General features: G+C 48.9%; 23 protein-coding genes, 1 tRNA gene, 1 pseudogene and 1 other annotated feature. Of the genes and pseudogenes, 18 read left to right on the top strand and 7 right to left on the bottom strand.

The genetic code is table 11. From position 1 onward, the window contains the following. Position 1: 1 nt before the first annotated feature. The 4 genes from queE (at position 2) to ACTNE6_RS15310 (ending at position 1,887) form a co-directional block, all read left to right on the top strand. Positions 2–643, top strand: a complete 642-nt coding sequence (gene queE / locus ACTNE6_RS15325; protein ID WP_442497355.1) for a 7-carboxy-7-deazaguanine synthase QueE — start codon at positions 2–4, stop codon at positions 641–643. A gap of 6 nt (positions 644–649) precedes the next feature. Next, positions 650–1,327 (top strand): 7-cyano-7-deazaguanine synthase QueC, encoded by a 678-nt coding sequence (gene queC / locus ACTNE6_RS15320; protein WP_442497354.1) that lies wholly within the window; start codon positions 650–652, stop codon positions 1,325–1,327. Between the two features lie 65 nt (positions 1,328–1,392). After that, positions 1,393–1,468, top strand: a tRNA-Lys gene (locus ACTNE6_RS15315). Positions 1,469–1,662: 194 nt separating this feature from the next. Continuing rightward, positions 1,663–1,887 (top strand): type I restriction-modification system subunit M N-terminal domain-containing protein, encoded by a 225-nt coding sequence (locus ACTNE6_RS15310; RefSeq protein WP_442497353.1) that lies wholly within the window; start codon positions 1,663–1,665, stop codon positions 1,885–1,887. Here ACTNE6_RS15310 and ACTNE6_RS15305 read toward each other — a convergent pair. Beyond that, positions 1,875–3,097, bottom strand: a protein-coding gene (locus ACTNE6_RS15305; protein WP_442497352.1) for an IS3 family transposase whose coding sequence is annotated in 2 segments (ribosomal slippage) — positions 1,875–2,806 and positions 2,806–3,097 — 1,224 coding nt in all. Because the reading frame shifts where the segments join, the coding sequence is not laid out codon by codon here. The two genes, ACTNE6_RS15310 and ACTNE6_RS15305, sit on opposite strands and share 13 nt — an antisense overlap. Continuing rightward, positions 2,697–2,813: a sequence feature (AL1L pseudoknot), on the bottom strand. It overlaps the preceding gene by 117 nt. On the opposite strand from ACTNE6_RS15305, the gene ACTNE6_RS15300 reads away from it, so the two are divergent. Continuing rightward, the gene (locus ACTNE6_RS15300) at positions 3,090–4,592 is read left to right on the top strand and encodes a type I restriction-modification system subunit M (RefSeq protein WP_442497351.1); all 1,503 of its coding nucleotides are present in this window, start codon (positions 3,090–3,092) and stop codon (positions 4,590–4,592) included. The genes ACTNE6_RS15305 and ACTNE6_RS15300 overlap by 8 nt on opposite strands. Further along, positions 4,589–4,999, top strand: a complete 411-nt coding sequence (locus ACTNE6_RS15295; RefSeq protein WP_442497350.1) for a hypothetical protein — start codon at positions 4,589–4,591, stop codon at positions 4,997–4,999. Before ACTNE6_RS15300 ends, ACTNE6_RS15295 begins: the two co-directional genes overlap by 4 nt. Here ACTNE6_RS15295 and ACTNE6_RS15290 read toward each other — a convergent pair. Together ACTNE6_RS15290 and ACTNE6_RS15285 are read right to left on the bottom strand one after the other, a co-directional pair. After that, positions 4,996–5,640: an IS630 family transposase gene (locus tag ACTNE6_RS15290; RefSeq protein WP_442496982.1), complete on the bottom strand. Its 645-nt coding sequence runs from the start codon at positions 5,638–5,640 to the stop codon at positions 4,996–4,998. The genes ACTNE6_RS15295 and ACTNE6_RS15290 overlap by 4 nt on opposite strands. Further along, the gene (locus ACTNE6_RS15285) at positions 5,579–5,944 is read right to left on the bottom strand and encodes a helix-turn-helix domain-containing protein (protein ID WP_442496983.1); all 366 of its coding nucleotides are present in this window, start codon (positions 5,942–5,944) and stop codon (positions 5,579–5,581) included. The genes ACTNE6_RS15290 and ACTNE6_RS15285 overlap by 62 nt, the downstream gene beginning before the upstream one ends. A gap of 91 nt (positions 5,945–6,035) precedes the next feature. On the opposite strand from ACTNE6_RS15285, the gene ACTNE6_RS15280 reads away from it, so the two are divergent. The 6 genes from ACTNE6_RS15280 to ACTNE6_RS15255 all read left to right on the top strand — a co-directional run bounded on the left by ACTNE6_RS15280 (position 6,036) and on the right by ACTNE6_RS15255 (position 12,293). Continuing rightward, positions 6,036–6,833 (top strand): restriction endonuclease subunit S, encoded by a 798-nt coding sequence (locus ACTNE6_RS15280; protein WP_442499704.1) that lies wholly within the window; start codon positions 6,036–6,038, stop codon positions 6,831–6,833. Between the two features lie 83 nt (positions 6,834–6,916). Beyond that, complete coding sequence (locus ACTNE6_RS15275) at positions 6,917–7,360, top strand: helix-turn-helix domain-containing protein (protein WP_268120897.1); 444 nt, start codon at positions 6,917–6,919, stop codon at positions 7,358–7,360. Further along, the gene (locus tag ACTNE6_RS15270) at positions 7,357–8,052 is read left to right on the top strand and encodes an IS630 family transposase (RefSeq protein WP_442497301.1); all 696 of its coding nucleotides are present in this window, start codon (positions 7,357–7,359) and stop codon (positions 8,050–8,052) included. Before ACTNE6_RS15275 ends, ACTNE6_RS15270 begins: the two co-directional genes overlap by 4 nt. A gap of 20 nt (positions 8,053–8,072) precedes the next feature. Beyond that, a complete protein-coding gene (locus ACTNE6_RS15265; RefSeq protein WP_442497349.1) occupies positions 8,073–8,231 on the top strand; it encodes a hypothetical protein in 159 nt (52 codons plus the stop codon). A 144-nt stretch (positions 8,232–8,375) separates the two neighbouring features. Beyond that, complete coding sequence (locus tag ACTNE6_RS15260) at positions 8,376–11,237, top strand: type I restriction endonuclease subunit R (protein ID WP_442497348.1); 2,862 nt, start codon at positions 8,376–8,378, stop codon at positions 11,235–11,237. Positions 11,238–11,333: 96 nt separating this feature from the next. Beyond that, complete coding sequence (locus tag ACTNE6_RS15255) at positions 11,334–12,293, top strand: hypothetical protein (protein ID WP_442497347.1); 960 nt, start codon at positions 11,334–11,336, stop codon at positions 12,291–12,293. 670 nt (positions 12,294–12,963) lie between these two features. On the opposite strand, the gene ACTNE6_RS15250 is transcribed toward ACTNE6_RS15255, so the two are convergent. The 3 genes from ACTNE6_RS15250 to pgmB form a co-directional block, all read right to left on the bottom strand. Then, a complete protein-coding gene (locus ACTNE6_RS15250; RefSeq protein WP_442497346.1) occupies positions 12,964–14,148 on the bottom strand; it encodes a hypothetical protein in 1,185 nt (394 codons plus the stop codon). 438 nt (positions 14,149–14,586) lie between these two features. Beyond that, a complete protein-coding gene (locus tag ACTNE6_RS15245) occupies positions 14,587–15,780 on the bottom strand; it encodes a flavohemoglobin expression-modulating QEGLA motif protein (RefSeq protein WP_442497345.1) in 1,194 nt (397 codons plus the stop codon). 304 nt (positions 15,781–16,084) lie between these two features. Further along, positions 16,085–18,961: a beta-phosphoglucomutase gene (gene pgmB / locus ACTNE6_RS15240; RefSeq protein WP_442497344.1), complete on the bottom strand. Its 2,877-nt coding sequence runs from the start codon at positions 18,959–18,961 to the stop codon at positions 16,085–16,087. Positions 18,962–19,459: 498 nt separating this feature from the next. Between pgmB and ACTNE6_RS15235 the strand changes: the two genes are divergently transcribed. The 4 genes from ACTNE6_RS15235 to ACTNE6_RS15220 all read left to right on the top strand — a co-directional run bounded on the left by ACTNE6_RS15235 (position 19,460) and on the right by ACTNE6_RS15220 (position 23,096). After that, the gene (locus tag ACTNE6_RS15235; RefSeq protein WP_442497343.1) at positions 19,460–20,071 is read left to right on the top strand and encodes a helix-turn-helix domain-containing protein; all 612 of its coding nucleotides are present in this window, start codon (positions 19,460–19,462) and stop codon (positions 20,069–20,071) included. 28 nt (positions 20,072–20,099) lie between these two features. Continuing rightward, complete coding sequence (locus tag ACTNE6_RS15230) at positions 20,100–20,792, top strand: hypothetical protein (RefSeq protein WP_442497342.1); 693 nt, start codon at positions 20,100–20,102, stop codon at positions 20,790–20,792. Between the two features lie 133 nt (positions 20,793–20,925). Further along, on the top strand, positions 20,926–21,471 hold the full coding sequence (locus ACTNE6_RS15225; protein WP_442497341.1) for a hypothetical protein: 546 nt from the start codon (positions 20,926–20,928) through the stop codon (positions 21,469–21,471). A gap of 149 nt (positions 21,472–21,620) precedes the next feature. Continuing rightward, entirely contained in the window at positions 21,621–23,096 is a 1,476-nt protein-coding gene (locus ACTNE6_RS15220) for a L,D-transpeptidase family protein (RefSeq protein ID WP_442497340.1), read from the top strand. A 157-nt stretch (positions 23,097–23,253) separates the two neighbouring features. On the opposite strand, the pseudogene ACTNE6_RS15215 reads toward ACTNE6_RS15220, so the two are convergent. Continuing rightward, positions 23,254–23,430, bottom strand: a pseudogene (locus ACTNE6_RS15215) (IS6 family transposase); the annotation flags it as partial. A gap of 310 nt (positions 23,431–23,740) precedes the next feature. Between ACTNE6_RS15215 and ACTNE6_RS15210 the strand changes: the two are divergent. Further along, positions 23,741–24,841, top strand: coding sequence for an AI-2E family transporter (locus tag ACTNE6_RS15210; protein ID WP_442497339.1), 1,101 nt, complete (start codon positions 23,741–23,743; stop codon positions 24,839–24,841). Between the two features lie 272 nt (positions 24,842–25,113). Next, positions 25,114–25,530, top strand: coding sequence for a hypothetical protein (locus tag ACTNE6_RS15205; protein WP_442497338.1), 417 nt, complete (start codon positions 25,114–25,116; stop codon positions 25,528–25,530). Positions 25,531–25,717: the final 187 nt, after the last annotated feature.

Genomic DNA, 25,717 nt, shown 5'->3' with positions numbered 1-25,717 from the left:
TGTGAGTTCATTACGTATAACCGAAATTTTCCATTCGCTACAAGGTGAGTCGAATACGGTAGGGCTGCCTACCGTGTTTATCCGGCTCACCGGTTGCCCATTAAGATGCGTCTATTGCGATACCGCCTATGCGTTTACCGGCGGTACAAAAACAGAGATTGATGCCATCATTGACCAGGTTGATCAGTATGCGACCCGCTATGTGACTGTCACGGGCGGAGAGCCTCTGGCTCAGCCCTCATGCCTAGAATTAATGACAAGATTGCTCGACAAGGGTTATGTTGTCTCGCTGGAAACAAGCGGCGCGCTTGACGTTTCCGCCGTAGATCCGCGCGTGAGCAAAGTCATGGATCTCAAAACCCCAAGCTCAGGCGAATTAAGCAGGAATCGCTATCAAAACATCGACTATCTAACGCCCAGGGACCAGGTCAAGTTTGTGATCGGCAGTGATGAAGATTATGAATGGTCGAAAGCGATCCTGGCCGAGCATGATTTGCCCAACCGCTGCGAAATCCTGTTCTCGCCGACCATGGGGCAACAGAATCCAACCGAACTGGCAGAAAAAATCCTGCGCGACAGGCTGCCTGTTCGCTTTCAAATACAACTCCATAAAATACTTTGGGATGATGCCCGAGGTAAATAACCTGAAATGTCAAAAAAAGCCGTTATTCTGCTGTCAGGCGGATTAGATTCAATTACCGTACTTGCTCTCGCCAAAAAACAGGGTTTCAAGTGCTATGCCTTAAGTTTTGATTATGGTCAGCGGCATAATGCCGAGTTAAAAGCGGCTGCGCAGATAGCGTCTGACTATCAGGTCGAGGAGCATAAAGTCATCAATATCGGCTTAAGCTCAATCGGCGGCTCGGCCCTTACCGATGAACATATCGCTGTGCCTGATACGGCACAGGAAGGCATTCCGGTTACTTACGTGCCGGCCAGAAATACTATCTTTCTGTCTTTCGCATTGGGTTGGGCGGAAGTCTTGAATGCCCACGACATTTTTATTGGGGTCAATGCCGTCGATTATTCCGGCTATCCCGACTGTCGGCCTGAATTTATCAAAGCGTTTCAACAACTGGCGAATCTGGCTACTAAAGCCGCGGTAGAAGGCGAGCATTTTGCTATCCATACGCCGTTGATCTCGCTTAGCAAAGCCGAAATCATCAAACTGGGCACCGAATTGGGCGTTGATTATAACCGCACAGTTTCCTGTTATTCCGCTGATGAGCAAGGCCGCGCGTGCGGTGTTTGCGACGCCTGCCGTCTAAGAAAAGCCGGTTTCACCGAGGCTGGAATAGCAGATCCAACGCGATATCAGAAAAAATAATTAAAGAAATTAAAAAAAGAGTTGCAAGATCTAAAATAATCCTTATAATAAGCATTCTTTGTTGAGGGTCGTTAGCTCAGCCGGTAGAGCACCGCACTTTTAATGCGATGGTCGTGCGTTCGAATCGCACACGACCCACCAACAAAACCGAATTCATACAAGGGCTTAGGTAATTTACCAAGCCCTTTTTTATTGCCTGAAGGTTTCTGTGGGACACTGGCGGGGCACTTCAATATAAAACACTACAATAACCCGCAACAAACCCCAGAGTGTTTCAGGCATTTAATTAGGTTTGGGTTTTTAAATAACCGAACTTTAAATGGTAGTGGGAAGCAATGTCAGAAGAACAACGTCGTCGGTTACAACAACAGCTTTGGAATATCGCTAACACCCTGCGCGGCAAAATGAATGCCGATGAATTTAGGGATTACATACTCGGATTCATCTTTTACAAATACTTATCAGAAAAAATTCAACGTTACGCGGATTCTTTACTTGAAGAAGATGGTGAACCGCCCCGGATTTTTCGGAGGCCGATGGTTGTGAGTCATGCCGCCTGAGCAGACTCAGTCAGTCGTTGATAATACTTTTCTTCAGCCTCTGCCGGTGGAATGTTACCGATTGGTTCCAGCAAGCGTCGATGGTTAAACCAATCAACCCAGGCCAGTGTCGCCAGCTCCACGGCTTCCCGGTTTTTCCAGGCCTGTCGATAAATCACCTCGGCTTTATACAAGCCATTAATGGTTTCGGCTAGCGCATTGTCATAGGAATCGCCTACGCTCCCTACTGAGGCTTCGATACCGGCTTCGGCCAAACGCTCGGTATAGCGGATCGACACGTACTGCACGCCTCTGTCGCTATGGTGAATTAAACCACCTGCCGGTCTCCTGGCATAGACCGCTTGTTCGAGTGCATCCAAGACGAAATCAGTGCGAGCGGAAGCGGAAACCTTCCAGCCGACAATAAACCTGGAAAAGACGTCGATCACGAAGGCGACATAGACAAAACCTTGCCAAGTGGAAACATAGGTAAAATCGGCTACCCACAACGCATCCGGACGCTCTGCCTTAAATTGCCGATTGACGCGGTCCAATGGATAAGCCTCATCAGGGCGGCTGATCGTTGTCTTGACTGTTTTGCCGCGCACCACGCCTTGTAACCCTAGCTGGCGCATCAAACGTTCCACTGTACAACGAGCCACGTTTTTCCCTTCACGCTGCAATTGTCGCCAGACCTTACGCGCACCGTACGCTTGGAAATTGTCCTCCCAAATCCGGCGGATCTGATGGCCTAAACTCTCATCCTGTTTAGCACGGGCTGATCGCAGATTAGGATTGGCCTGACACACCGCATGCCGATAATACGTCGACGGGGCAATCGGCAATACTTTGCAGATCGGCTCGACCCCATAGACATCACGGTGATCGTCAATAAAGGCTTTCATCGTTTGAATGGGCGGTCGAGCTCCGCCTGGGCAAAATAAGCGGACGCCTTACGCAGAATTTCATTGGCTTGCCGGAGCTCACGTACTTCGCGTTCCAAGGCTTTCAACCGCTCTCGCTCTGACGTTGTCAGCTGTTCTTGTGCACCACTCGTTTTTTCGGTTTCACGTACCCAGCGACGCAGGGTTTCAGCGGTACAGCCGATTTTAGCGGCAATTGATTGAATGGCGGCCCATTGTGAGGCATATTCGCTTTGATGTTCATGCAGCATTTGAACTGCGCGCTCACGGACTTCCGGTGAAAAGTTGGTGTTGGTTTTCTTGGTCATAGCTCCATTTTCTCATAAGTTGGAGCCTCCGAGAAAATCGGGGCGGTTCAATGGCGTTAAATTTGCCACCCTTGATGAAAGCAATGAAGAAGGCACTGCAATCATAGAAGCAGTTAAGGAAGCCACCGTCAAAGAGTTGGGCTATTTTTTAAAACCCTCGGAACTCTTTCATGCCATTGCCATGAAAGGCAATAATCAAGAAGACGCTCATTCACAAGGCGAAGGCCATAACTTCATTCTGCCCGACCTTACTCACATCTTAAAAAACATCGAGCAAAGCACGCTTGGCACCGACAGCGCCGATGACTTTAGTAACTTATTTGAAGACCTGGACTTAACGTCTTCAAAGCTGGGTAACACCGAAAGGGCCAAAAATGAACTGGTCGCCAAGGTATTAATCCACCTGGACCAGATAGACTTCAACTTAAGCGATACCAACGCCGATGTGCTGGGCGATGCTTACGAGTACCTGATTGGCGAGTTTGCCAGCGGCGCTGGTAAAAAAGCCGGTGAATTTTATACCCCGCAGCCGGTATCAATCCTGTTAGCCAAACTGGTGACCAGACAGAATAAAAATCTGAAAAATGTATATGACCCGACCTGTGGCAGTGGTTCGTTATTGTTGCGGGTAAAACGGGAAGCCGCGCAAGATTACAAAATCAAGATTTACGGGCAGGAACTCAACCGCACCACTTACAACTTGGCGCGGATGAACATGATTCTGCACGATGTCCATTATGCGGATTTTGATATACGGCAAGAAAACACCTTAGAGCATCCGCAACATCGCGATTTGCGCTTTGATGCGATTGTCGCCAATCCGCCGTTTTCCGCCCATTGGCACCCCAGTCCGTTGATGATGAGCGATGACCGCTTTAGTGTTTACGGCAAACTCGCCCCGGCCACCAAAGCCGACATGGCCTTTGTTCAGCATATGATTTACCAGCTGGCCGACGATGGCATCATGGCCTGTGTATTACCGCATGGCGTGTTATTTCGTGGTGCAGCGGAAGGCCATATACGGCAATATCTGATTGAACAACTCAATTGCTTGGATGCCGTGATTGGCTTACCGGCCAATATTTTTTACGGCACCAGTATTCCCACTTGCGTACTGGTGTTTAAAAAATGCCGTAAAAATCCCGATGATATTTTGTTTATTGATGCTAGCCAGCACTTTGAAAAAGTCAAAACCCAAAACAAGCTGTTGCCTGAACATATTGACAACATTGTTAAGGCTTATCTCAATCGCACCAATACACCCAAATATAGCCACGTTGTCTCATTAGCCGATATTAAAGCCAATGACTACAATCTCAACATTCCGCGTTATGTCGATACTTTTGAAGCCGAAGACGCAATTGATTTAAACGCTATTGCCGCGCAATTGACTGAATTGGAACAAGCCAGCAAAAGCACCGATGCCACGATTGCTGCGTTTTGCTTGGAATTGGGCATTAAGCCGCCGTTTGCTATACAAGGTGAAAGTGTATGAATGTGCCACGGTTGCGATTTAAAGAGTTTAGCGGAACATGGAACAATCAAACTCTTGGTGACATTTTTACTTTTAAAAATGGTGTTAATGCTTCAAAAGAACAATATGGTTCTGGATATAAGTTTATTAACGTTTTAGACATTATTAATAATGATTTTATTACGTATGAGAAAATCATTGGTTCAGTGAATATTTCTGAAGACGAATTCATTAAGGCTGAAGTTAAGTTTGGTGATGTTTTGTTTCAAAGAAGTTCAGAGACAAGGGAAGAAGTAGGGCAGTCAAATGTTTATATAGGGAATCAATCAGTTACGTTTGGTGGCTTTGTAATCAGAGGAAGAGGAGTTATGGAATACAGTCCTATTTTCTTCAATTACATTCTAAAAACTAGAGCATTTATTTTTTAGTCAGAAACATAGCCTGAATGCCTGAAGAAGTTCAGGCATTCGTCGGGATGAAACCGCTCCATTAATTGGCCGACAGTGCGCCAGAGATTGTCATAAGTTCGTGCCGCTGCCTTGCGCAAAAGCGCCTTCAGCTTGGCGAAAACCTGCTCGATCGGATTCAGATCAGGGCTGTAAGGCGGCAGGTATTTGATCGTCGCCCCGTGTGCTTCAACAATATCCCGGACTTCCGCCACCTTATGCGCAGGCAGGTTGTCACAAATAACAATATCACCGGGTTTCAAAGTTGGCGCCAGCTGCGAACGCAGGTATTCCTTGAAGGCTTCGCCCGTCATGGCTTGATCCACACACCAGGGTGCCGTGAGTTTGTCGGCACGCAAGCCGGCAATAAAAGTCAGCGTTTGCCAGTGACCAGCTGGGGCAGCATCCCGGCAGCGAGCACCACCCAAGGCCCGTCCATAACGACGGATCATGTTGGTAGATAGCCCTGTTTCGTCCAGAAACACCAACTTCGACAGATCGCAGGTTTGCTGCCAGGCTTGCCATTGCTCGCGAGCCCTGGCGACATCCTCGCGCTGCTGTTCACTGGCAACGACCGTTTTTTTTATAGCGATAGCCCAGTTTGTGCCGGATAAACTTATCAATGGCCGAAATCGATACACTCAGGGCTTGTTCAGTTTCCAGCCAATCCTGCAGTTCCTTCAAGGTCATCGATGGGCTGTTCGCCAACTGTTCCTTGATGGCGGCTGCATAGGGTTCCAACAGGGCCCGTCTGTAACCACCGATCGGCTTGCTCTGAACGCCGCCGGTGTTTTTCCAGAGTTGATGCACTCTGGAGACAAAGGAGGGGCTGACTTGATAGTGCGCGCTGACTTCGCGTGTCGTTTTGCCGCTGTCAACAGCCTTCGCGACACGCAAGCGCAAGTCTTCTGAGTAAGGTTTGGGCATCTTCGGTCATTCTCATTCAATGAAGCCCCATTTTAGCAATACGGCTTGATCTTAGGTAACAGATAAATGCTCTAGCTCAGTAAGAAATGAAATTACACAGCGTAGCGGTGGTAGTACAAGATATAACATAGGACAAAATTCACTAAGTGCTGTCCCAGTTTTTCTGCCTGGCATCCCCGAACAAACCAAAATCGCCAACTTTCTCACGGCGGTGGATGAGAAAATAGCCCAACTCACGCAAAAAGGCGAGTTGTTAGCGCGTTACAAAAAAGGCGTGATGCAGCAGATTTTTAGCCAACAGTTACGTTTTAAAGACGATAATGGGCAGGATTTTCCTGTGTGGGAAGAGAAAACTCTAGGTGATGTGACTGAGCTTTTTTCTAGGAGAAATAAAAACTTAATTGACGCGGAAGTTTTCTCAGTTACAAACTACAATGGCTTTGTTTTACAAAGCGAGCATTTTGAGGATAGAGTTATTGCTGGAGATGATTTGTCTGATTACAAAATAATTTATGATGGAGAATTTGCATATAATCCAGCAAGAGTAAATGTTGGCTCTATTGCGTTATTTACTGAAGAAGTAGGTATTATTAGTTCATTGTATGTTTGTTTTAAATGCCTCGCCTCACTTGATAATACTTTTCTATTAAATTTTTTAGAACTTGAATCAACAAAACACAGAATTAATTCTTTTGGCGAAGGTGGGGTAAGAATTTATTTGTGGTATCCACTTTTTGCTCAGATTCCAATTACATTACCATCCATTCCAGAACAAATTAAAATCTCTAATTTCCTCACTGTCTTAGATGACAAAATTAGCCACAACCAAATCCAACTGAACGCCCTGAAGCGATACAAACAAGGCTTGTTACAGCAAATGTTTGTTTAAATAAACTAGTGCACTGCCAACGCTAAGAATATGGGCTACCTAAAACTGTCTAATAGGCTTTTTTCCCAAACCGGAGACGAGACATGCCCAAGAAATACATTGTCCGCCTGAGCGATACGGAACGTCATCATCTTCAAGAGGTGATCAAAAAACTTCAAGGCAGCTCACAAAAAGTCCGGCGTGCGCAGATTCTGTTCAAGGCCGATGCGAATGGCCCGGGTTGGACAGACCAGCGGATTGCGGAGGCCTACGCATGCCGGATCAACACGGTCGAAAAGATCCGCCAGCGCTTTGTCGAAGAGGGCTTTGAACGGGCGTTGGAAGGCCGAAAACGCGAGTATCCGCCGACCCCGAGGTTATTGGACGGGGCACAGGAAGCGCGCATTATCGCCACGCGCTTGGGATCGCCGCCGGCAGGCTATGCGCGCTGGAGCCTGCGGCTGTTGGCCGGGCGCGTCGTGGAACTGGGGATTGTAGACGCCATCAGCCATGAGACCGTCCGCAAGCTGATTAAAAAAACGGCATGACGCAGCGGGCGATTGCCTATGGGGTGATTCCGCCCGAGCAGGACGCCGAATTTGTGGCTGCAATGGAAGAGGTGCTGGACGTGTATGCGCGACCGTATGAGGCCGCGCATCCGGTCCTTTGCATGGACGAACAACCGATACAGTTGATCAAAGAGACCCGTACGCCACGACCGGGGACGCTGACGCAGCCGCCACGGGTCGATTACGAATACGAGCGTGCCGGCACCGCCAGCTTGTTCCTGTTTACCGAGCCGTTAGTCGGATGGCGCGAGGTGACGGCCCGCCCTCAGCGCACCAAAGCAGATTGGGCCAAAGAAGTGGCCCGCTTGCTGGAAGGGCGTTATGCCCAGTGTCCCGTGGTGACGCTGGTGAGCGACAATCTCAACACCCATACCAAAGGAGCCTTTTATGAGGTCTTCGAACCCGAACGTGCCCGCAACCTCGTACGGCGGATCAAGTTTTGCCAGACGCCCAAGCATGGCAGTTGGTTGAATATCGCTGAAAATGAGTTGAGTACCCTGACCCGACAGTGCCTGGCGCATCGAAGGTTCGGTGACATGGAAACCTTACGGACTGAAATTAGCGCCTGGTCGAGCTCTGTTAATAGCAAACAACGCGGTGTCGATTGGCAGATGAAAGTGGACGATGCACGAACGAAACTGAAATCCATTTACCCTAAAATTAAGCTGTGACAATGCACTAGGGATTAATTATGGCTGCTGAGCAAAAATACACTTACGAAAAAGCCGAAGCCGATATAGATGAAGCTCTTAAAGAATTAGGTAAGTTGTTTGAAGACGCCAACATTCCCACCAAAAGGCAAGGGGATTCTGCCAATAGCCAAGCTAAAGAAGTTAATCCAGACAAATAGAAGAACATCGAAGAACAAGGCAAAGAGACTGAGAGCCGCTTTAAAAACAACAAGATTTTTACCGAAGAAGCTGCGCATAAAGCCTCAGAAAGATTGAGAGCCAAATTAAGCAAGCTTAATTGGACGTTAATAAAAAATAAAATAATGACTACACAATCCGAATACGCTCTGGAAGAAGCCCTGATTGCTCAGCTAAAGGGCATGGAATACAGCTTTGTGCGCATTGAGCATGAAGCCGGTATGCTGGCGAATTTTAAGCGGCAACTGGAAATCCATAACGGTGATATTATGCTGACTCAGTCTGAATTTGAGCGCATTCTTAATCACCTCAATACCGGCAATGTCTTTGAACGGGCCAAAGTTTTGCGCGATAAGTTTGCGTTAAAACGCGACAACAACGACACGGTTTATATCAGTTTTTTAAATTGTGACGAGTGGTGCATGAACGAGTTTCAAGTCACGCATCAAGTCACCATGGAAAGCAAGCGCAAAAACCGCTATGACGTGACGCTACTAATCAATGGCTTGCCGTTGGTGCAGATTGAGCTTAAACGGCGCGGTGCCGAACTGAAAGTGGCATTTAATCAGGTCAATCGTTACCAGCATGATTCTTATGATGCCGGAGCGGGCTTATTTCAGTATGTGCAGTTGTTTATCATCAGCAACGGAGTGAATACTAAGTATTTCTCCAACAACCTCAAGCAATCTTTCAAACAGACCTTTTTCTGGACGGATAAAGAGAATAACCGTATATCGGATTTGCATGAATTTGCGTCGGATTTCCTGAAGCCTTGCCACATCGCCAAGATGATAACGCATTACACCGTCATCAATGAAACCAGCAAATGCTTGATGATACTGCGGCCTTATCAGTTTTACGCAGCCGAGGCGTTAGTGGACCGGGTTAAAAATAGCATGGAAAACGCATATATCTGGCACACGACGGGTTCCGGTAAAACGCTGACCTCATTTAAAGCCAGCCAGATTATTATGCGTATGCCCAAGGTACATAAGGTGCTGTTTGTTGTTGACCGTAAAGACCTGGACTACCAGACAGCTAATGAATTTAATGCCTTTTCCAAAGGCAGCGTGGACAGCACTACCAATACCCACAAGCTTGTGTCGCAATTGACTGACGACAGCACCAAGCTGATTGTGACCACCATCCAGAAACTCAATAACGCGATTATGAAAGAGCGTTATGTTGGCAAGATTGAACATCTGCAAGACAAGAAGTTTGTGTTCATTTTTGATGAATGTCACCGCAGTCAGTTTGGTGATACTCATAAGAACATCAAGAAATTTTTTAATAACGCGCAAATGTTCGGCTTTACAGGTACGCCGATTTTTGCCGATAACGCTTTCGGTCCTGTAGGCAGCCAGCAAACCACCGCCTCACTGTTTAGTGAATGCCTGCATAAATATGTGATTGTCGATGCCATACGCGATGAAAATGTACTGCGTTTTGCAGTGGAATATGTCGGCAAATACAAACGCAAGGACAGTGCCAATGAACTGGATATTGAGGTCGAAGCGATTGATACCAAGGAGTTGCTGGAAAGCCCGCAACGCCTGGAAAAAATTACCGATTACATTCTGGCCCACCACCGGCAAAAAACGAAATCACCCGATTTTACTGCGATGTTTTGCGTGAGCAGTGTCGCTTCGCTGATTAAATATTATGATTTGTTCAAGCAGAAACAGGTAGAGGCTGCCCGGCCATTAAAAATTGCCACGATATTCAGCTATGCCGCCAATGAAGAAGACCCCGAGGCGAATGGCTTAATCAACGGTCTGATACCGGAAGAATCGCCGGATTTGCCTACGGGCACGAAAATCAATCAATCCAGCCGCGACAAGCTGGATGAGTTTATTGCCGACTATAACGCGCTGTTTGGCACCAAATACAGCACTAATGACAGTCAGTCCTTTTATAACTATTACCAGGACATTGCCAAGCGGGTACGCAGTGGGGAAATTGATGTTTTACTGGTGGTGAATATGTTTTTAACCGGCTTCGATAGTCCGCGTTTAAATACGTTATATGTGGATAAGAACCTGAAGTTTCATGGTTTGGTACAGGCGTTTTCACGTACCAACCGCAATCTGAATGAAAAAAAATCGCACGGTAACATTATCTGCTTCCGTAATTTGAAAAAAGCCACTGATGAAGCCATTGCCTTGTTTTCTAACAAAGATGCCAAAGAAACGGTGCTGGTGGAGCCTTACGAAGATTATGTAAAAGCCTTCAATAAAGCTACTCGGGAGCTACTTGAGATTGCCCCCACGGTGAAAAGTGTTGATGCCTTGCCAAGCGAAAAAGAACAGCTGGAATTTGTAACCAAGTTCAGGGAATTGCTGCGCATCAAAAATATTTTGACGACGTTTGCCGATTTTGATGAGTCCGATTTAAGTTTAACCGCCCAGACCTTTGAGGATTACAAAAGCAAATATCTGGATGTCTACGACAAAGTCAAAAGCGACCAGAGCAAAGAAAAAACTTCAGTATTGGATGATGTAGACTTTGAGTTAAGCTTAGTTCATCGGGATGAGATTAACGTGGCTTATATCCTCAATCTGTTAATGAGCCTGAATAAACTGCCCGAAGAAGAGCGCACCAAACGCCAAAAAGAAATTGTTGAATTGGTGGCCGGGGACGTGCAATTGCGCAGTAAGAAGGTACTCATCCAAGCCTTTATTGATGAGAATCTGCCCAACATCAAATCCACCGACAACGTGATTGCCGAATTTGAATCATTCTGGGCAGAAAACAGGCAAAAAGCTTTTAACGCCTTATGCGAGGAAGAACAGATTGTGCCCGAGCAGCTTGAAAAACTGTTAAATGATTACACCTTTGCCAATCGCTTACCTCGCGAACAAGAGATTGTCAGCTCACTGAGTTTTAAACCGAAAATATTGCAACGGAAGTCTATTGTTGAACGTGTGGCCGATAAGATTCAGGCTTTTATTAATACGTTTATTGAAGGGATGGGGGGGAGTGTTTGAGTGTATGATTCAGGAATTTTTAATAACTAAATTGAAAGCGACTCCCTCAATTCATTTTGGACTAGAAATTAATTCGTTAAATTCATAAGGATAATCATGAGCATTCTACAAAATGCAATAGATTCCATTCAAATCGGTATAGAAGATTACGAAACAAAAGATAACAGAAGAAGTGTCTCTGCTGTCAGAAATATATCTGCTGGGTTACTCCTCTTGTACAAAGAGAAGCTTTGCAGACTATCACCTGACCACGATAAAGAACTATTAATCCGAAAGGATATTAGGCCAATCATTGGTAAAACAGGGCAATTGACATTTATAGGGCATGGAAAAAGTACGGTTGATGTACAGTCAATACAAAATCGATTTGAAAGTTTAGGGGTTAAGGTTGATTGGAAAAGATTCAAAGAAATTAATGTATTGCGTAACAATTTGGAGCACTATTACTCGTCAGAAAGTCCTGATGCAATTAGAGAAATTATTAGTAAATCGTTTTTGCTTATCCGTGATTTTGTAAGCAGTGAGTTAGACGAAGAGCCACAGGATTTGATTGGGCAAGAGTGCTGGTCTGCCTTGCTGAATGTCGCAGAGGTATACGACGCCGAAGTAAAAGCCTGTAATGAAACACTCAATAAAATTGATTGGAAATATGAATCAGTCAAAGAAGCACTTGTAGAGCTTCGCTGCCCACTTTGCAATTCACCATTAATTCAAGCTCTAAGTGAAGATGATTCATATCCTAAAATCAATCTGCACTGCAAAACATGTAATCATGACTTTTGCTTTAGTGATGTTGTTGAGAAATGTATTGAAGAAAGCTTGTATGGAGATGCTTATATAGCAGCTACGCAAGGCGGCGAGCCTCCATATGATTATTGTCTTGAGTGCAATCAAAATACATTTGTTATTTCAGAAAGTTGCTGCGTAGCTTGTGATTATCAAATGGAATATACGCATTGTGAGATGTGCGGAGAGGACTTAACTCTTGATGAACAATGTTTAGATGGTACTTGCAGCTATTGTCAATACCATTGGGAAAAAATCATGGCTGAGTAAAACTAAAAACAAGTTGAGACTGATTTTATAAGAACGACTAGTCAAGTTCAGACTTTTATGAATTGACGTGGACCGCGTTATACCAAGTCGAAAAAATCATCTTGTCTAATCTGGTTCTAAAAGGAGATTCAGGTTGTTTTTATTTTCAGATGTCCCATTAGTGTCCCATCTTTGTGTAAATCAAAATAAATCTACTTAGGTATTGATTGTAAGTCAAAAGAACGACGCATTATGTATGCGTAGCTCTATCAATTTGAAGAAGAGCTTCAGTCCCTTTTATGCTGTATTTTTACAGTCATTCCTTTCCACTCTCCTTTATGCTGTCTATAGCAAGCGTCTACTTTGTGCAAAATATTGGATTTGATTGTGCTTTTATTGTTCCGGTTAATTCAGCAATGGAAGCCAAAGCGAAGGCGTCATTTAACTTTTTGCGCTTCATTCCGGACCTATTTCATCCGTTGCAGAAAACTGAGTTTGTTAATCAATATTCTGAAATTATCGGTTCAAAACTTCCGTTTCTCAGCGAGGGTAGGGCAAAATGTCTGATAGCTCGCCACTCACAGAAATTTATTCACTGATATGGTAAACCAATAGAGACGATCCCATTCATAAGGCAAGCATCAGAGTGGGGCAAGGTTGCCTAGACAACACACTGCTGGGCTAGAGACTATTAGAAGAGGGTAGAGGCAATCTTTATCAGTATGTCTTTGATCGGGATTTGGAGGGAGAACAATGCAGCGATAGGAATCAGAGCCGGTATCACTATGGCAAGCAATGAGGATCTATCGATCGGCATTATGCTCATCTTTCTGACGGCTTCATAAAGTGTCAGGGTATCAGCCACCGGTCCAAGCTCCTCCGCATGTAACAGTGAATCGTCTACTTCCGTTTTACCCAGAATCCAGCGCTGGCGCACCAAGCGCCCGTGTTCGCCGACCAAAGCGCCGTAGTCCAGCAAGGCACGGCGTTTGGCGGTGGCGAGAGGAACGACGAATGTCATAAGCGGCGCCAGACAAATCCCGACGAGGACAACCAGAAAAACTATGAGCATTAGCCTTAAAGACTGAACGTCGACTCCGTGGTACAGCACATTATGGGCCAGGCGCGAAGCCAGCACCGCCGATACGGCAAAGACGAACAGGCTGAATGCCTTCGGCAATCGTTTAAGAAAGCCCAAGCCACCGGCTCCATCCGGATGAGTGGGCACGATGGCGAGATCGAGCCGGGCAATGCGCTTCAACAGGATGAATATCAGGATCAGGCGCCAGATCCAGGCCGCCAAGAAGGCGACGAAGATAGGGCGGCTCACATACATGAACCACCAGCCGCCGAAGCCGAGATGGCCTACGCCGCCGTTTGCAGCCCAGTTGACTTCATGGTCCAGATCAGACCTGGCGGTTATTGGCTCTAAGACTGTCCAGGCTATGATGAGTGTGATGATCAACACCCAAGGCAGGGTTCGATCACGCAGGCGGGCAATACTCCTGATGATGCTTACGAAATCCGATGTCTGATTCGGCTGTACTAGGCCCGAAGTCAGAAAATAAGGAGTGAGCGTCGTGCTCAGCCGATGAATCATCCCCTCGCCCAGAATGAACAGCGGAACAGCGAGCAAAAAACGAACATGCACACCGAAGTGCCGAAGTAGTGGCTCGTCCACAGTGCCGGGCAATATTCGGCCTGTGGCTATGGCCCAAATGACGATAGGCAGCCAAGTGAGCAAAGCAAAAAATACCGCCCGGCGTACTGTGCCTAATCCCTGTTTAGGAATTAATCCCACTCGGCGTTGGAGACGAAATGGCAGGTCATTTCGGATCAGGGAAAGCGCCAGTGATTCGTCATCAGTTTGCTTCATGGTTTGGTTCCTTGTTGAGTAGAGCAGTAAATGATGCATTGGAGGACAATTACCAGTGACAACTGGTCCATCTGTTAGTAGCGAACCACCCGATTTTTTATCTCATCTATATGCTTATTAGGCCAACCCGTGGCAGTGAAGTTCGCATCGGTATTAATATTATTTATGTTAATAACGATAAAGAATTTTACGAAAACAGACAGCAGCAGCTCTACCTCTAAAAGTTTACGTGCTGAAGGCAGGCCAGCATCATCGCAACCTAGATTGAATGCATTTTGTGATCACCAGTCTTGCAATATGATTATTCATTTCGGCCCCCTATTTGCTGCTCATCTTTTAACGTTTGTTGCCTTATGGCATCAAGAAGTGAGTCAGAATTTATGTCATCATTCTAGAGCAGGAGTAACCGACCAATTTCTCTCATTAATGATAATTTTGTTACAGTTTGACCACTGGCGCGGCCTCCAGAAGCTTTTGAGCAACGATCAATAACGGTTCCATATCCATCTTGTTCATGAAAGTCGAGTAAGTCAGAAGCGCCAGCAAATAGCGCGGATCACTCACCCAGGGCGGCAGATAGCGGGGCGCTTTGCACAAGCCCATCTCATAAAGCTCGCAGAGGGCAGGGATGTCCAGGAAATCCAGCTTTCCGCAAAAGAGTAGCTTCAGACAGTCGGAGCGACCGGAGGCGAAGAAGGTGCGAATGGCATTGCCGACTCCCAGCAGTCCGAACAGGTAAACCACATCTTTAGTAAACGGTGCGCCGCCTGTGATAACTCCTCCCCGAAATACCCGACGAGCATTCTCGAAAGCCTGATCGCGGTCGCCGACCCGCTCCAGAAAATAGCGGTATACCTCCAGGAAATCCGCGCCATCAACAGCCATCTGGATGGCGAAGACCCGATCGGCCAGCCGCCGCATTCTGTCCAATTCCATTGAGCCGCTGATGAGTTCCGCGAACACAGCCAGTCCCTCCTGAGTCCTCGTCGTGCCTGGATGTCCTGCCGCAAGAATGGGCAGGTCAGTTTGGGCGCGGCCATTGAGGGAAGTGGCAACATGAATGTAAGCTTCGTGATTTAAGAGCTGGCTGGCATCGCGATCGGTGAAGCGAGCGTTACGGCGGATGCGGATGGTGCTTGCTGTGGCCAGCGCATTGGCGGAAAGCTTATCGACCAGTTCTATCTTGGGGGCACTCTCGCCGAAATGTTTTTGGACCGCGCGTTCAATGTCTCCGGCCACTTTCTCGGCAGTATGGTATTCGGGTGGCGCAATGTCCATCTCGATACGGATAAGCTGATCGATCGTATCGCAAATGCTCTGGGACAATTCCAGGGGGGTATGGGGAAAGTAGCGCAAGGGTGTAGTAGGTTCACCATAAAGCTGGCGGGAATATTCAAAAAAAGCAGGCGTGCCTACGTTAGCGAGCATTCTGGCCGCGCGCTCGAGCCCATCGGCTTGCCTTTCCAGCCACAGATCGATGGAAGACGAAGGTACAATCAAGCGGCGTGCTTCACGTACGGCTTCCAGAACAGGCGCAGGATCGATGGGCGTGTAGCTGACTTGGGGAAGCTCTTGGGCACCCTTGGCGAAAAACACGTCTTTGACCTCGCTCGGCCAGTTGATAGTCCTCAAAATTCGAATCGGACGGCTGGCTTGATACAGTAAACCCGCTGCTTGACGGATTCGAACTTTTTCGCGATCACTGGCTTGGGCATTCATCTTTATTTTCTCTGCGAGATACAAGGCTTGTCGGTGCCGATTGAATTTCGACTACTTATATCCGTTGAATTTGAGCCATAAGGTAATAGAAACCTGAATATTACCTAAGCCAACTAGGGAGGCTGAGCTTTTCGCCAGCCCGGCTGCAAAACTCGGCTAATGCTTGTGATAACTCGTGGCATTTGGTCAGGCGGCGGCTGAAGCTGCGCGATTGAAGTTAACGTGACAATGCCGTTTTTAGAGGTGCCCAATGGGCACTTTCCAGGCCGGACAAGACAACGTCAGCCGCTCCTACCCTTGTTGCCGGTCCCAATCCGAGGGAATACATCCCTCCTGCCCGGGCAGCTTCGATACCGGCAGCGGAGTCTTCGACCACGACGCATTCGGCGGCGTTCAGTCCCAGTAGCTGGGCAGCATAGAGGAATAAGTCGGGAGCGGGTTTGGATCGCTGTACACTATAGCCATCGGCAACAGCATCGAAGCAGTTGGCAATTCCCAGGCGGTCGATGATGGTTCGGGCATTTTTACTGCCCGAGCCGAGGGCAATCTTCAGTCCCGCTGCCCGCAATTCTTCAATAAACGCCATCGCTCCCGGCAGTAGATCAGTCGGACAGATGTTCTGAATGAGTTCCTGGTAGTAGCGATTTTTGCGCTCCATCATCTCTTGAATTTGGGCTTCGCTGTACTGGCGATCGCCCACAATCCGCAGCAGGGATTCCCGGCGCGACAGCCCTCGCAGGGCCTCATTCTGTTGGCGGTCGAAAGGCAGACCTTCCTCATCTGCCAGTTTCTGCCAGCCCTGGTAGTGGTATTCGGCAGTATCGGTGATTACGCCGTCGAGGTCGAAGACAAAGCCGCGAATTTCCGGTTTGGCACTGCCAACTGCCGGCTGGAGATCGAAGTCGTGCCACTGACCGCGCCAGTGGAGCTTGAATTTGAGGCGCTTCCAAGTGGGCGGCAGTTGGGGGTTGGCAGTAGGGCCGCCTTCGCTGAATTTCACGCCGGCGACGCCGAAGATGACCGCCTGCCAGATGTTGCCGCAAGAGGCAGCGTGAATGCCGTGGGCGGCGTTGCCCCGGTTGTCTTCCAAATCGACGAGGGCAGCCAGTCGGACGTATTGATACGATTTTTCCTCTTCGCCGACGGCGGCTTCTACCAGCCCGTGAATCGCGGGACCGAGGGAGGAACCGTAGGTCAGGTCGGTGCGGGGGCCGTAGTACTGCCAATTTTTCTTGAGTACTTCGACTCCGTAGTCGGTTTCCGGGGACAATCCCATTATGTAGAGGAGCATCAATACATCAGGCTGCTTCAGCACTTGCCGCTGGTTCGCCCCTTGAATACCCAGGATGGCTTGCATGGACGAGGTACGAGGCTCGTATTGGGAGAGGTCGATGTCTTCTAATTTGAAGAAGCCATCGAACTGTTCGATCAGTCCGGTTTCCGGGTCGTAGGGAAACCAGAGGTGCTCGACAATGTCCTGCCAGCGACGGCGGCGCTTGGCGGTTAATTGCAACTTCTCTGTCAGCTGTACTGCCTTCTCTGGGAAGTTCTGCTCGAGCCAGTCGTAGATTTGCAGCGCCTTCTCTAAATGCCACTGCACCAGTCGGTTGGTAAAGGCACTGTTGTTGACATCGTCATGATATTCGTCCGGACCGATGACGCCCAGAATTGACCAGCACTCGCGCTTGACATCATACTCGACCCGGCTGCTCCAGAAGAGGGCGGTATCGAGGATGATCTCCGCGCCGCAGTCCCGCATCCACGCGTCATCCTGAGTGCTGTACCAGTACCACCAAATTGCGTGTGCCACGACGGAACTGATGTGGATTTCCCGGGTGCTGCACCTGATGGAAACGTCTTCACCATAAGGATGTTCCGCAATGCCCCAGCGGGGAGTTACATCATCGCCAGTGGCGGCACTTTCCCAGGCATACATGGCTCCCCGATAGCCATAGTGGGCGGCCTTGCGCCGCGCCCCTTCCAGGGTGTGGTAGCGGTAGCTGAGCAGGTTGCGGGCAATTTCCGGCTGGGTGTGGATGAAGAAGGGGAAGGTGAAAAAGTCCGTATCCCAAAAGATATGGCCGCGATAGCCCAAGCCGGAGAGGGTTTTGGCGGGAATGCTCACGCGATCGTCGTGGCGGGGAGCAGCAATTAAGAGTTGAAAGAGATTGTAGCGCAGCAACAGTTGGGACTGGCTGTTGCCTTCAATTTCAATGTCGCTTTTCTGCCAGACCTCTGCCCAAGCTCGTTCTTGTGCCGCCAACAGTTCGAGATAAGGGGGAAGAGAGGCCAATTTCTCTCTGGCTGTTGCCAGAGGATTGGGAACTTCTCGGGAGGTCAAGACGGTGGCGGTCTTTTCCAGAGTGACGGTCTGGCCGGCGGCAGCGTGAAAGGCGGCAGCGAGGGTAGGTGCTTCCGAGACGCTGGCATCCTGTATCTTTCCTTCTGCCCCAGCGAGGGTCAATTTGGCAGCCATCCCCAGTTCAATGCGAGATTTGCGGGTGCGGACTTGCAGCCAGGCGCTGGGACTGCCATCGCTTTCTGCGTCATGACCTTGGTCGAGGATCACCCAGTGGTTGAAACCGTCATTTTCCGGGGTACCGTCAATGCCTGCATACACTTTGAAATCCCCCTCACAATCGACGGGGGTAATCTGACAGCGCAAGGCCAGTATGTGCTGGTCCGCCTGGCTGGCGAATCGTTCACAAGCGATGTCGAGGGTTTTGCCCTTGGGGCTGCGCCAGCGAAGCTTGCGGCTGAGAAGTCCCTGCTTGAGATCGAGCTGGCGCTGGTAGCTGACAAGTTCTCCCCGGTCGAGGCGAAATTCTTCGCCTTCTACAGCAATCGTCAAAGGCAGCCAGTTAGGACAGTTGGCGAGTTCTGTAAAGAAAATGGGGACATCGTCGTAAACGCCATTAATCAAGGTGGCGGAGTTGGAACCGGGATAACCTTCTTCCAGACTGCCGCGCGTGCCCAGGTAACCGTTGCCGATGGTGAAGACGGTTTCCTTGTAGTTAAGCTGGTCAGGAATGAATTGGGTTTCAGTCAGGAGCCAGTCTTGATAGAGTAAATGGGGATCGACGGGAGTAGTCATAGGCATTTTGGATTTTAGTTGACGAAACCGTGTGGCTGTCAGGACGGGCCCGATCGCTTGCCATTACCACGGCCCGGCGGTTGGCTTCCCGGTGGCTCACGATTTGATAGACAGTTTCCTCCTGGGCCCGGTTCAAATCCGGGCAGCAGCTCTCCGGGGCATTGTCATGTTAACTTCAGGCAGTCATCGAAAGCCTGAGCGGGATATGGCTCCCTCATGCCGCTGCATCTGTCGCTCACGTTGCCGTGTTGGCTGATGTGAGCTATCAGCCCGGTTATTTAGATACCGGCTTTGCTGGTGCTCGATACTCTTGAGAATCTGCTTCTTGGCCGCGCCGTAGCTGATTGGGCACTAACGAAGTTCACATTGAACTTCTAGAAGAAGAAAGGATCTTCAGTAAAAGCGGCGTATTTTTATTACTAGACTCAACAAGCGCTACGTGGTGTCCACTGTTTCCACAAAAAAATAGCGGCGATCTTAATGGAGTTCTCTAAACAAATGACAAGATTAAAAGGACATAGAGCTAGATTAAGAGTTAACAGCAAGCAAGCCGCGATGTTGTGGCAATGTATCGATATTCGTCGCGTGAGCTTTAACTATATGCTGGACAAATGGCAGCACATGAACGAGGCCAGGAAAGAGGGCAACCCCCAATCTCAGCCTTCGGCTTCTTCGACCGACAAGCTGTTCAATGAGGAAAGAAGCCATAGAGATATCAGGTCATGCATGAAACGCCTATTCCTGCTCGCCATAATGGCAGTTGTCCAGGCTGGCTGTGGCGAAATTTATCTCGATGCCCCTCGCGGGAGCAACATCAATTTAATGGCGGAGAAAAAGCCTGCACAAGTGAAAGTGGAGCAGGTTGTCTGGTTCAAGTACTGGGGGAACGAGCCCTTTTCTGAGCCAGAAACGCACGCGGCAACGATTATCCATGACAAACATCTCAATGAGGCCCGCATCCTTATGCTCAACACCGTGGCCGACGGCCTCATCAGTACCTTCACAAGTCCGTTCGGCTTCATCCGGCGGACACTGATCGTCGAAGGCAATCCAGGACCGGAAGGTAATGCTCAACAGGTTGAGCCACAAGGCGATACCGTTGGGAAATAATGAAACGATGGGAATGTGATATAAGACTATGCATCTATTTCGCTTCATCCAATTGATTCTCAGCTTGGCGCTTCTATCAGGTTGTTTCCAGACGAAACTGGACGCGCCTCCAGGCCGCGAGGTGCGCATTTTGTCCCGAGAAGAACCGGCCGAGTTTAAAAAGGAGTACAAGAATTGGTATCTTTTCTATGGAATGATTCCGGTTTGGACGACTCAGCCAGTGGAGATCATCAGGAAAGAAAATCTGGTTGAGGTGCGAGCCCAGACGATGGATACGGTTGCCGATGCAATTATTACATTGACCAGCTCGTTGCTTCCGGTGCTGGTTTTCCCCCAGCATGTCATCGTGGAAGGCAACCGCGAACCAACGGTTGCCGGCAGGAAAATGGACGGTGTTGTTCATATGTCCGCAGGGCCTGTTGCTGCGGGGACTGGTACCCTAAGTTTTCAAGGACGGGATTACGAATACGATATAAAAGGGCTGAGTATCGCTGATGCCGGCGTATCAAGCCTTGCAGTTGACGGAGCTGTCTATAACCTCAAGAGTGTGAATGACTTTAATGGTATTTATCACGGCGTAAAAGCCAGTGTTAACGTCGGAGGGGGCGCAGAGGCTATTGCGTTAAAGAATGATCGTGGCGTAATAATCGTATTGACCGGGAGTCAGCAGGATTTAAAGTTTTCTTTTCCCCTGGGCGTGACTATCCAACTAAAACACTAATCTGTCAAAACGGGAGGAGCCCATATACGAACTCAGGTTAATTTATGCGGTCAAATTCGATGTGATTTACTGGCAAATATTCAACGCTGAATAAACATATCCTCAATTTACTATTAAAATTTAGGAGTAGCCAATGAAATATAAATACCTAGCCTTTATTTGCGCTATTGCCGCCGTTAGTCTTCCTGCGATAAATATTACACAAGCAGAAACAACTGCCCCCGTCGAAGGTCACGACAAAGCTGTGAAAGAAGCAGCCGAAACCGCAGTTGCGGCTGATGAAGGAAAGGCACTCGATATGTTCCGTTTCAGTCTGCGTATGGAGAAATTGGACTTCATCAAGAAAGCGATGAAACTGCCCCCAGAACAAGAAGAAAAGTTTCTGGGTCAATACGATCGTTATGACACTGAATTGAAACAGTTAAATGACAAGCGTCTGGCAGTCATCAAAGATTATGCGGATAAGATTGACAACATTAAGGGTGCAGAAGCAGACAAACTGGTCAAACGCATGTTTGATTTCCGCAAAAAACGCACGGCACTGCTTGAAAAATATTATGGCAAAATCGCAAAAGCCACATCAAAAACCGTTGCTGCACGTTTTGTGCAAATAGAAAACATTTTGCAAGCTACTAGCGACGTGAAAATTGGTTCTACACTTCCTTTGATGCCTCAATAACGAATAACCTGCGTGGGGCGTTACAGAATGGTGTTATTACTTCTGTATTGCTCCATGCTGACTTCATCTTGAAAAGCAACTGCGGCGAAGTGAAGACATTGGAAAAAACATCGGTTGGCCTGCCACATACGGGAATAGTCTTGCCTTTCGTGCTGCTGGCCGCCGGCTTGCTCGGCGGATGCCAGCTTGAGCCCGCTTATATAGACTTTTCACCGCCTCCCATAATCTCCTTGCCGGACGCGGCAGACGAGCGCCAACCGAAACTTTCCGACCGCCAGCCGAAACTTGCCGACATCGCCACCCGCAAATTCGCTCTCGACAAAGACCACAACATCGTTGGCAGTCTTGCCATGATCAATGCGCGCGATGGTGACACCTTGCCCGACATTGCCCGGCATTTCGGCTTGGGCTATAACGAGATCACCATTGCCAACCCCACTATCCTCCCTTGGACACCTAAAGCAGGCGCACGTGTGCTGCTGCCGTTGCAGTTCATCCTGCCCGATGCGCCGCGTAAAGGCATCGTGCTCAATCTGGCGAGCATGCGGATGTTTTATTACCCTCCGAAACAATCGGACACCTTGTTTACCTATCCAATCGGTATTGGCCGTCAAAACTGGAATACCCCATTAGGGCAAACCACTATCATCGCAAAAACCGCCAACCCGACATGGATGGTCCCGGAGTCCATTCGCCGGGAACACGCGGCAAAAGGCGATCCGCTGCCCCAAGCAGTGCCCTCTGGTCCCGACAACCCCCTCGGCAAACATGCGCTACAGTTAGGTTTTAAACGCTACCTGATCCATGGCACCAACAAGCCTTATGGCGTCGGCATGCAAGTCAGCCACGGTTGTGTGCGTCTTTACCCCGAAGACATCGAAGTGCTGTTCAAAAAAAAGCCGGTCGGGATGCCGGTGCGGATCATACACCAGCCTTATATGACGGCATGGAAAGGGGACATGCTATACCTGGAAGCCCATGAGCCGCTTGAGAAATGGGCCAAGCAAAAGTCCAAGCTGAAAAAGAAATTGATCAATGATCTGAAGCAAATCAGCGCCAAGCGAAATGTAGCGATCGATTGGGAAAAAGTCGACCGCATCCTGCAAAGCGCCGACGGCATTCCCGCTCCGATACTGACGGCCAGCCCGGATTTACCGGAGCTCGTCGCGAACACGCCGGAATTGGAGCATCCCAAGCATTTCTACGGGACACCGAAGGTCCCAAAATTGACCGGCAGCGACTGGGCGATTTTAGTCGCCGCCTTCGACAACGAGGGGGAGGCGCAGCAACTGGCGGCGATGCTCAATCATCAAGGTCCGCCAATCCCGGCGCGAAAAGTTGAAAAAGACGGCTCTTATCAGGTGATCGCAGGCCCCTTCAAAAACCAAAAAGCAGCTGAACTGGCTGCACATCGTATCAAAATGGATTTTGAGTTGAATAGCGAGCTGTTACAGCCTGAGATAGTGGCCTCGCCACAGCCCTCGCATCAGCCAGGAAAAAGTGCTCAAAACGATACGCAACGCCAGCGCCGGCATTATCTGAAGATAAAAAATACACAGACTCGTTGGCAAACGATCAAGCAGACAGACAGTCCGCTTGGTTTTGATCTTGAACGAAATGAATAAAATATAATTGGACTAGGCTAATAATGCCGCGATTAGACAAGAAGCATGGGTTCTGTTGCGTTAATTTCCGTCAATCGCAACTTGGCTATTCCAAGCTGGTTTTAGGCAGCCAATGAATAAAACTGTCCTGCAGCGGATAGATTTTGGTTAATGCGGCTTCCAGCTTCGGCGTGAATTTTCGGACCCAGCGGTAAATGTTGGAATGATCAATTGGCACACCCCGTTCAGCCATCATTTCCTTCAGGTTTCGGTAGCTCAGCGGGTAAGCCAAGTACCAGCGGATAAAGATCAGGATGATGGCTTTTTCATATCGGTGTCCTTTAAAATTAATCATGAGAGTAATTTACGCGGTGTTGGGTGAGCGCAATAGCTTACCGAAAACGACGCTCTCTGCTAACGCAACAGAACCCCCAAACCTTCTTATCGGTTCATGTCCACGTCAGCAACCTTTTCCGAGCTCGCCATCGTTACGAGATAGCCGCCGACTATCGCGGCGCTCGTCGTCGGGCATTTGGAGCTAACGTGTGCCCATAGTGTTGCCTGAGAGCATTTATCCCGTCAATTGACGATGAAGCGTGTCCATCGTAAGAGCCCTTGCTCTACGTTGCCGACAACTTGACAGTACCAGATAAAGGAATGAAAACATGAATGTGCCGTCCAACTTTGATCCCGACCTAGAAAAGCGTTTGTCCGACCGACTGATGGATGTTTTCATCCGAGCCGGATTAATTCTCGCCATGGTCATACTGTGCTACGAGATTTTTTCCCCCTTTCTTTCCCTGATGGTGTGGGCTCTGATTCTGGCGGTAACCCTATATCCGCCCCATCAAAAGCTGGCAAACAAGATGGGAGCTAAGCAGGGACGTGCGGCTACGGTGATAGTGTTGGCAGGTATATTGCTGATCGTGGTGCCCACTACCGTGCTGGTCAACTCGCTAGGCGATTCCGTTGATCATTTGATCAATGGCATAAGGGATAATACTTTGCAGATTCCCTCGCCATCTCAGGCGGTGGCTGAGTGGCCGGTTGTTGGCAAGAAGGTGTACGGTGTTTGGTCAAAAGTCCATGCTGATCTGCCGTCTTTTGTGCAGAGCATGCAACCGAAAATCGGTGAGCTATCGAAAAAGGCCTTGGCAATGGTTGCCAGCATAGGAGGCAGTCTCGCTATGTTCCTGTTCTCCTTCATCATCGCTGGAATCATGATGGCCTTCGGTGAGGCCGGCGTCCAGAATATGCGAGCTATTTTCGATCGCATTGTCGGCACCGCGCGAGGCGGAGAACTTATAACACTCTCTACATCCACTATTCGCGCAGTCGCCCTAGGTATCCTCGGGGTCGCTTCGATCCAGTCCATTATTATTGGACTATTATTGATCATCGCCGGTGTTCCTTTGGCAGGAGGATTGTCCCTGATTGTGCTGGTTCTGGGCATCGCGCAGATTCCGGCCATCATTGTTATCTTACCAGTAATTGGCTATATCTGGTCTAGTGGGGACTATACTACCGTGGCAGCTATCAGCTATACGGTTCTACTGTTCATCGGCGGTTTGTCTGACAACGTCCTGAAACCGCTGATGCTGGGTCGCGGAGTCGGTGCTCCAATGCCCGTGATACTGCTGGGCGCTCTGGGTGGAATGGCAACCAGCGGTATTCTAGGCATGTTCGTTGGAGCGACCTTGCTGACACTGGGCTATCAGATCTTCATGCAGTGGGTGGCTGCTAATCCCGACACAAAACAGGCGTAGTTAGGGGCGTAGTTCACCGAAACCTATAACGCCTGCTGTTAATGCAATAGCCGCCTTGAATTGGCCGAATAGACCCAGAACTGCCTGAGCAATACTTAGGGAGGAATCGCATTTCAAGAGTCATTAAGCACGATGGGTGTGAATATTGAATATTTATGTTTAAAGAGCTGTCTGTATTTCGGTAAGTTCTGCCTATATTTCAATAAACAGCTTAGTGGAGGTAGATCAAGTTTGATACAAAGTCCATAAGTTTGATGATCGGTGGAGCCGGTTTGATCCTAGCCAGTGCGGCACAGGCGCAAGGCCAAATTACACTTCAACAGGCACAGGCCGAATGCCAGAGCATAGCCCAGCAGCAAAGCGGCTATAACCTCAGCGCAGCCCCCACTAAGACAGAGCCGCAGGCTGGCGGCCGAGCCCGCGGTGCGACGGCCGGAGCCATGGCGGGTGCGGCCAAGGGTAAATCCAAGGCGAATCAGTACGGCAATGTGCCGGACGAAATGGCCGAGGAATACACCAAGAATCAGATGCAGGATGCTGCCAAAGTGGGCGTGGTCGCTGGTGCAGCCAAACAGCGTCAGCAGCGTCGCCAAGGCACGACGAACCAACAGTCGTCCGAAGCGGCGGCCAATACTTATAATCAGGCTTATGTCTCGTGTATGACGGCTAAAGGATTTCCTGGACAGTGAAGATGGCTGCATTCCGAGGGAGTGGGCTTCAGCCCAAAACTGGTACGTTGGGTTGTGAAGAATGGTTGACCGAGCGCTGCGAGGCGGGCAGTCGACTTGAGCGGAATAGGGATTTTGCACGTATTGGCACAAGGTGACTTGATGATCTATCTCAAATCCAGACAAAGCCCTGCGCAGCGGCAACAGG

The organism is Methylobacter sp. sgz302048 (assembly GCF_052162025.1).
Classification (GTDB): Bacteria; Pseudomonadota; Gammaproteobacteria; order Methylococcales; family Methylomonadaceae; genus Methylobacter.
This window is presented reverse-complemented; position numbering and strand designations above follow the sequence as displayed.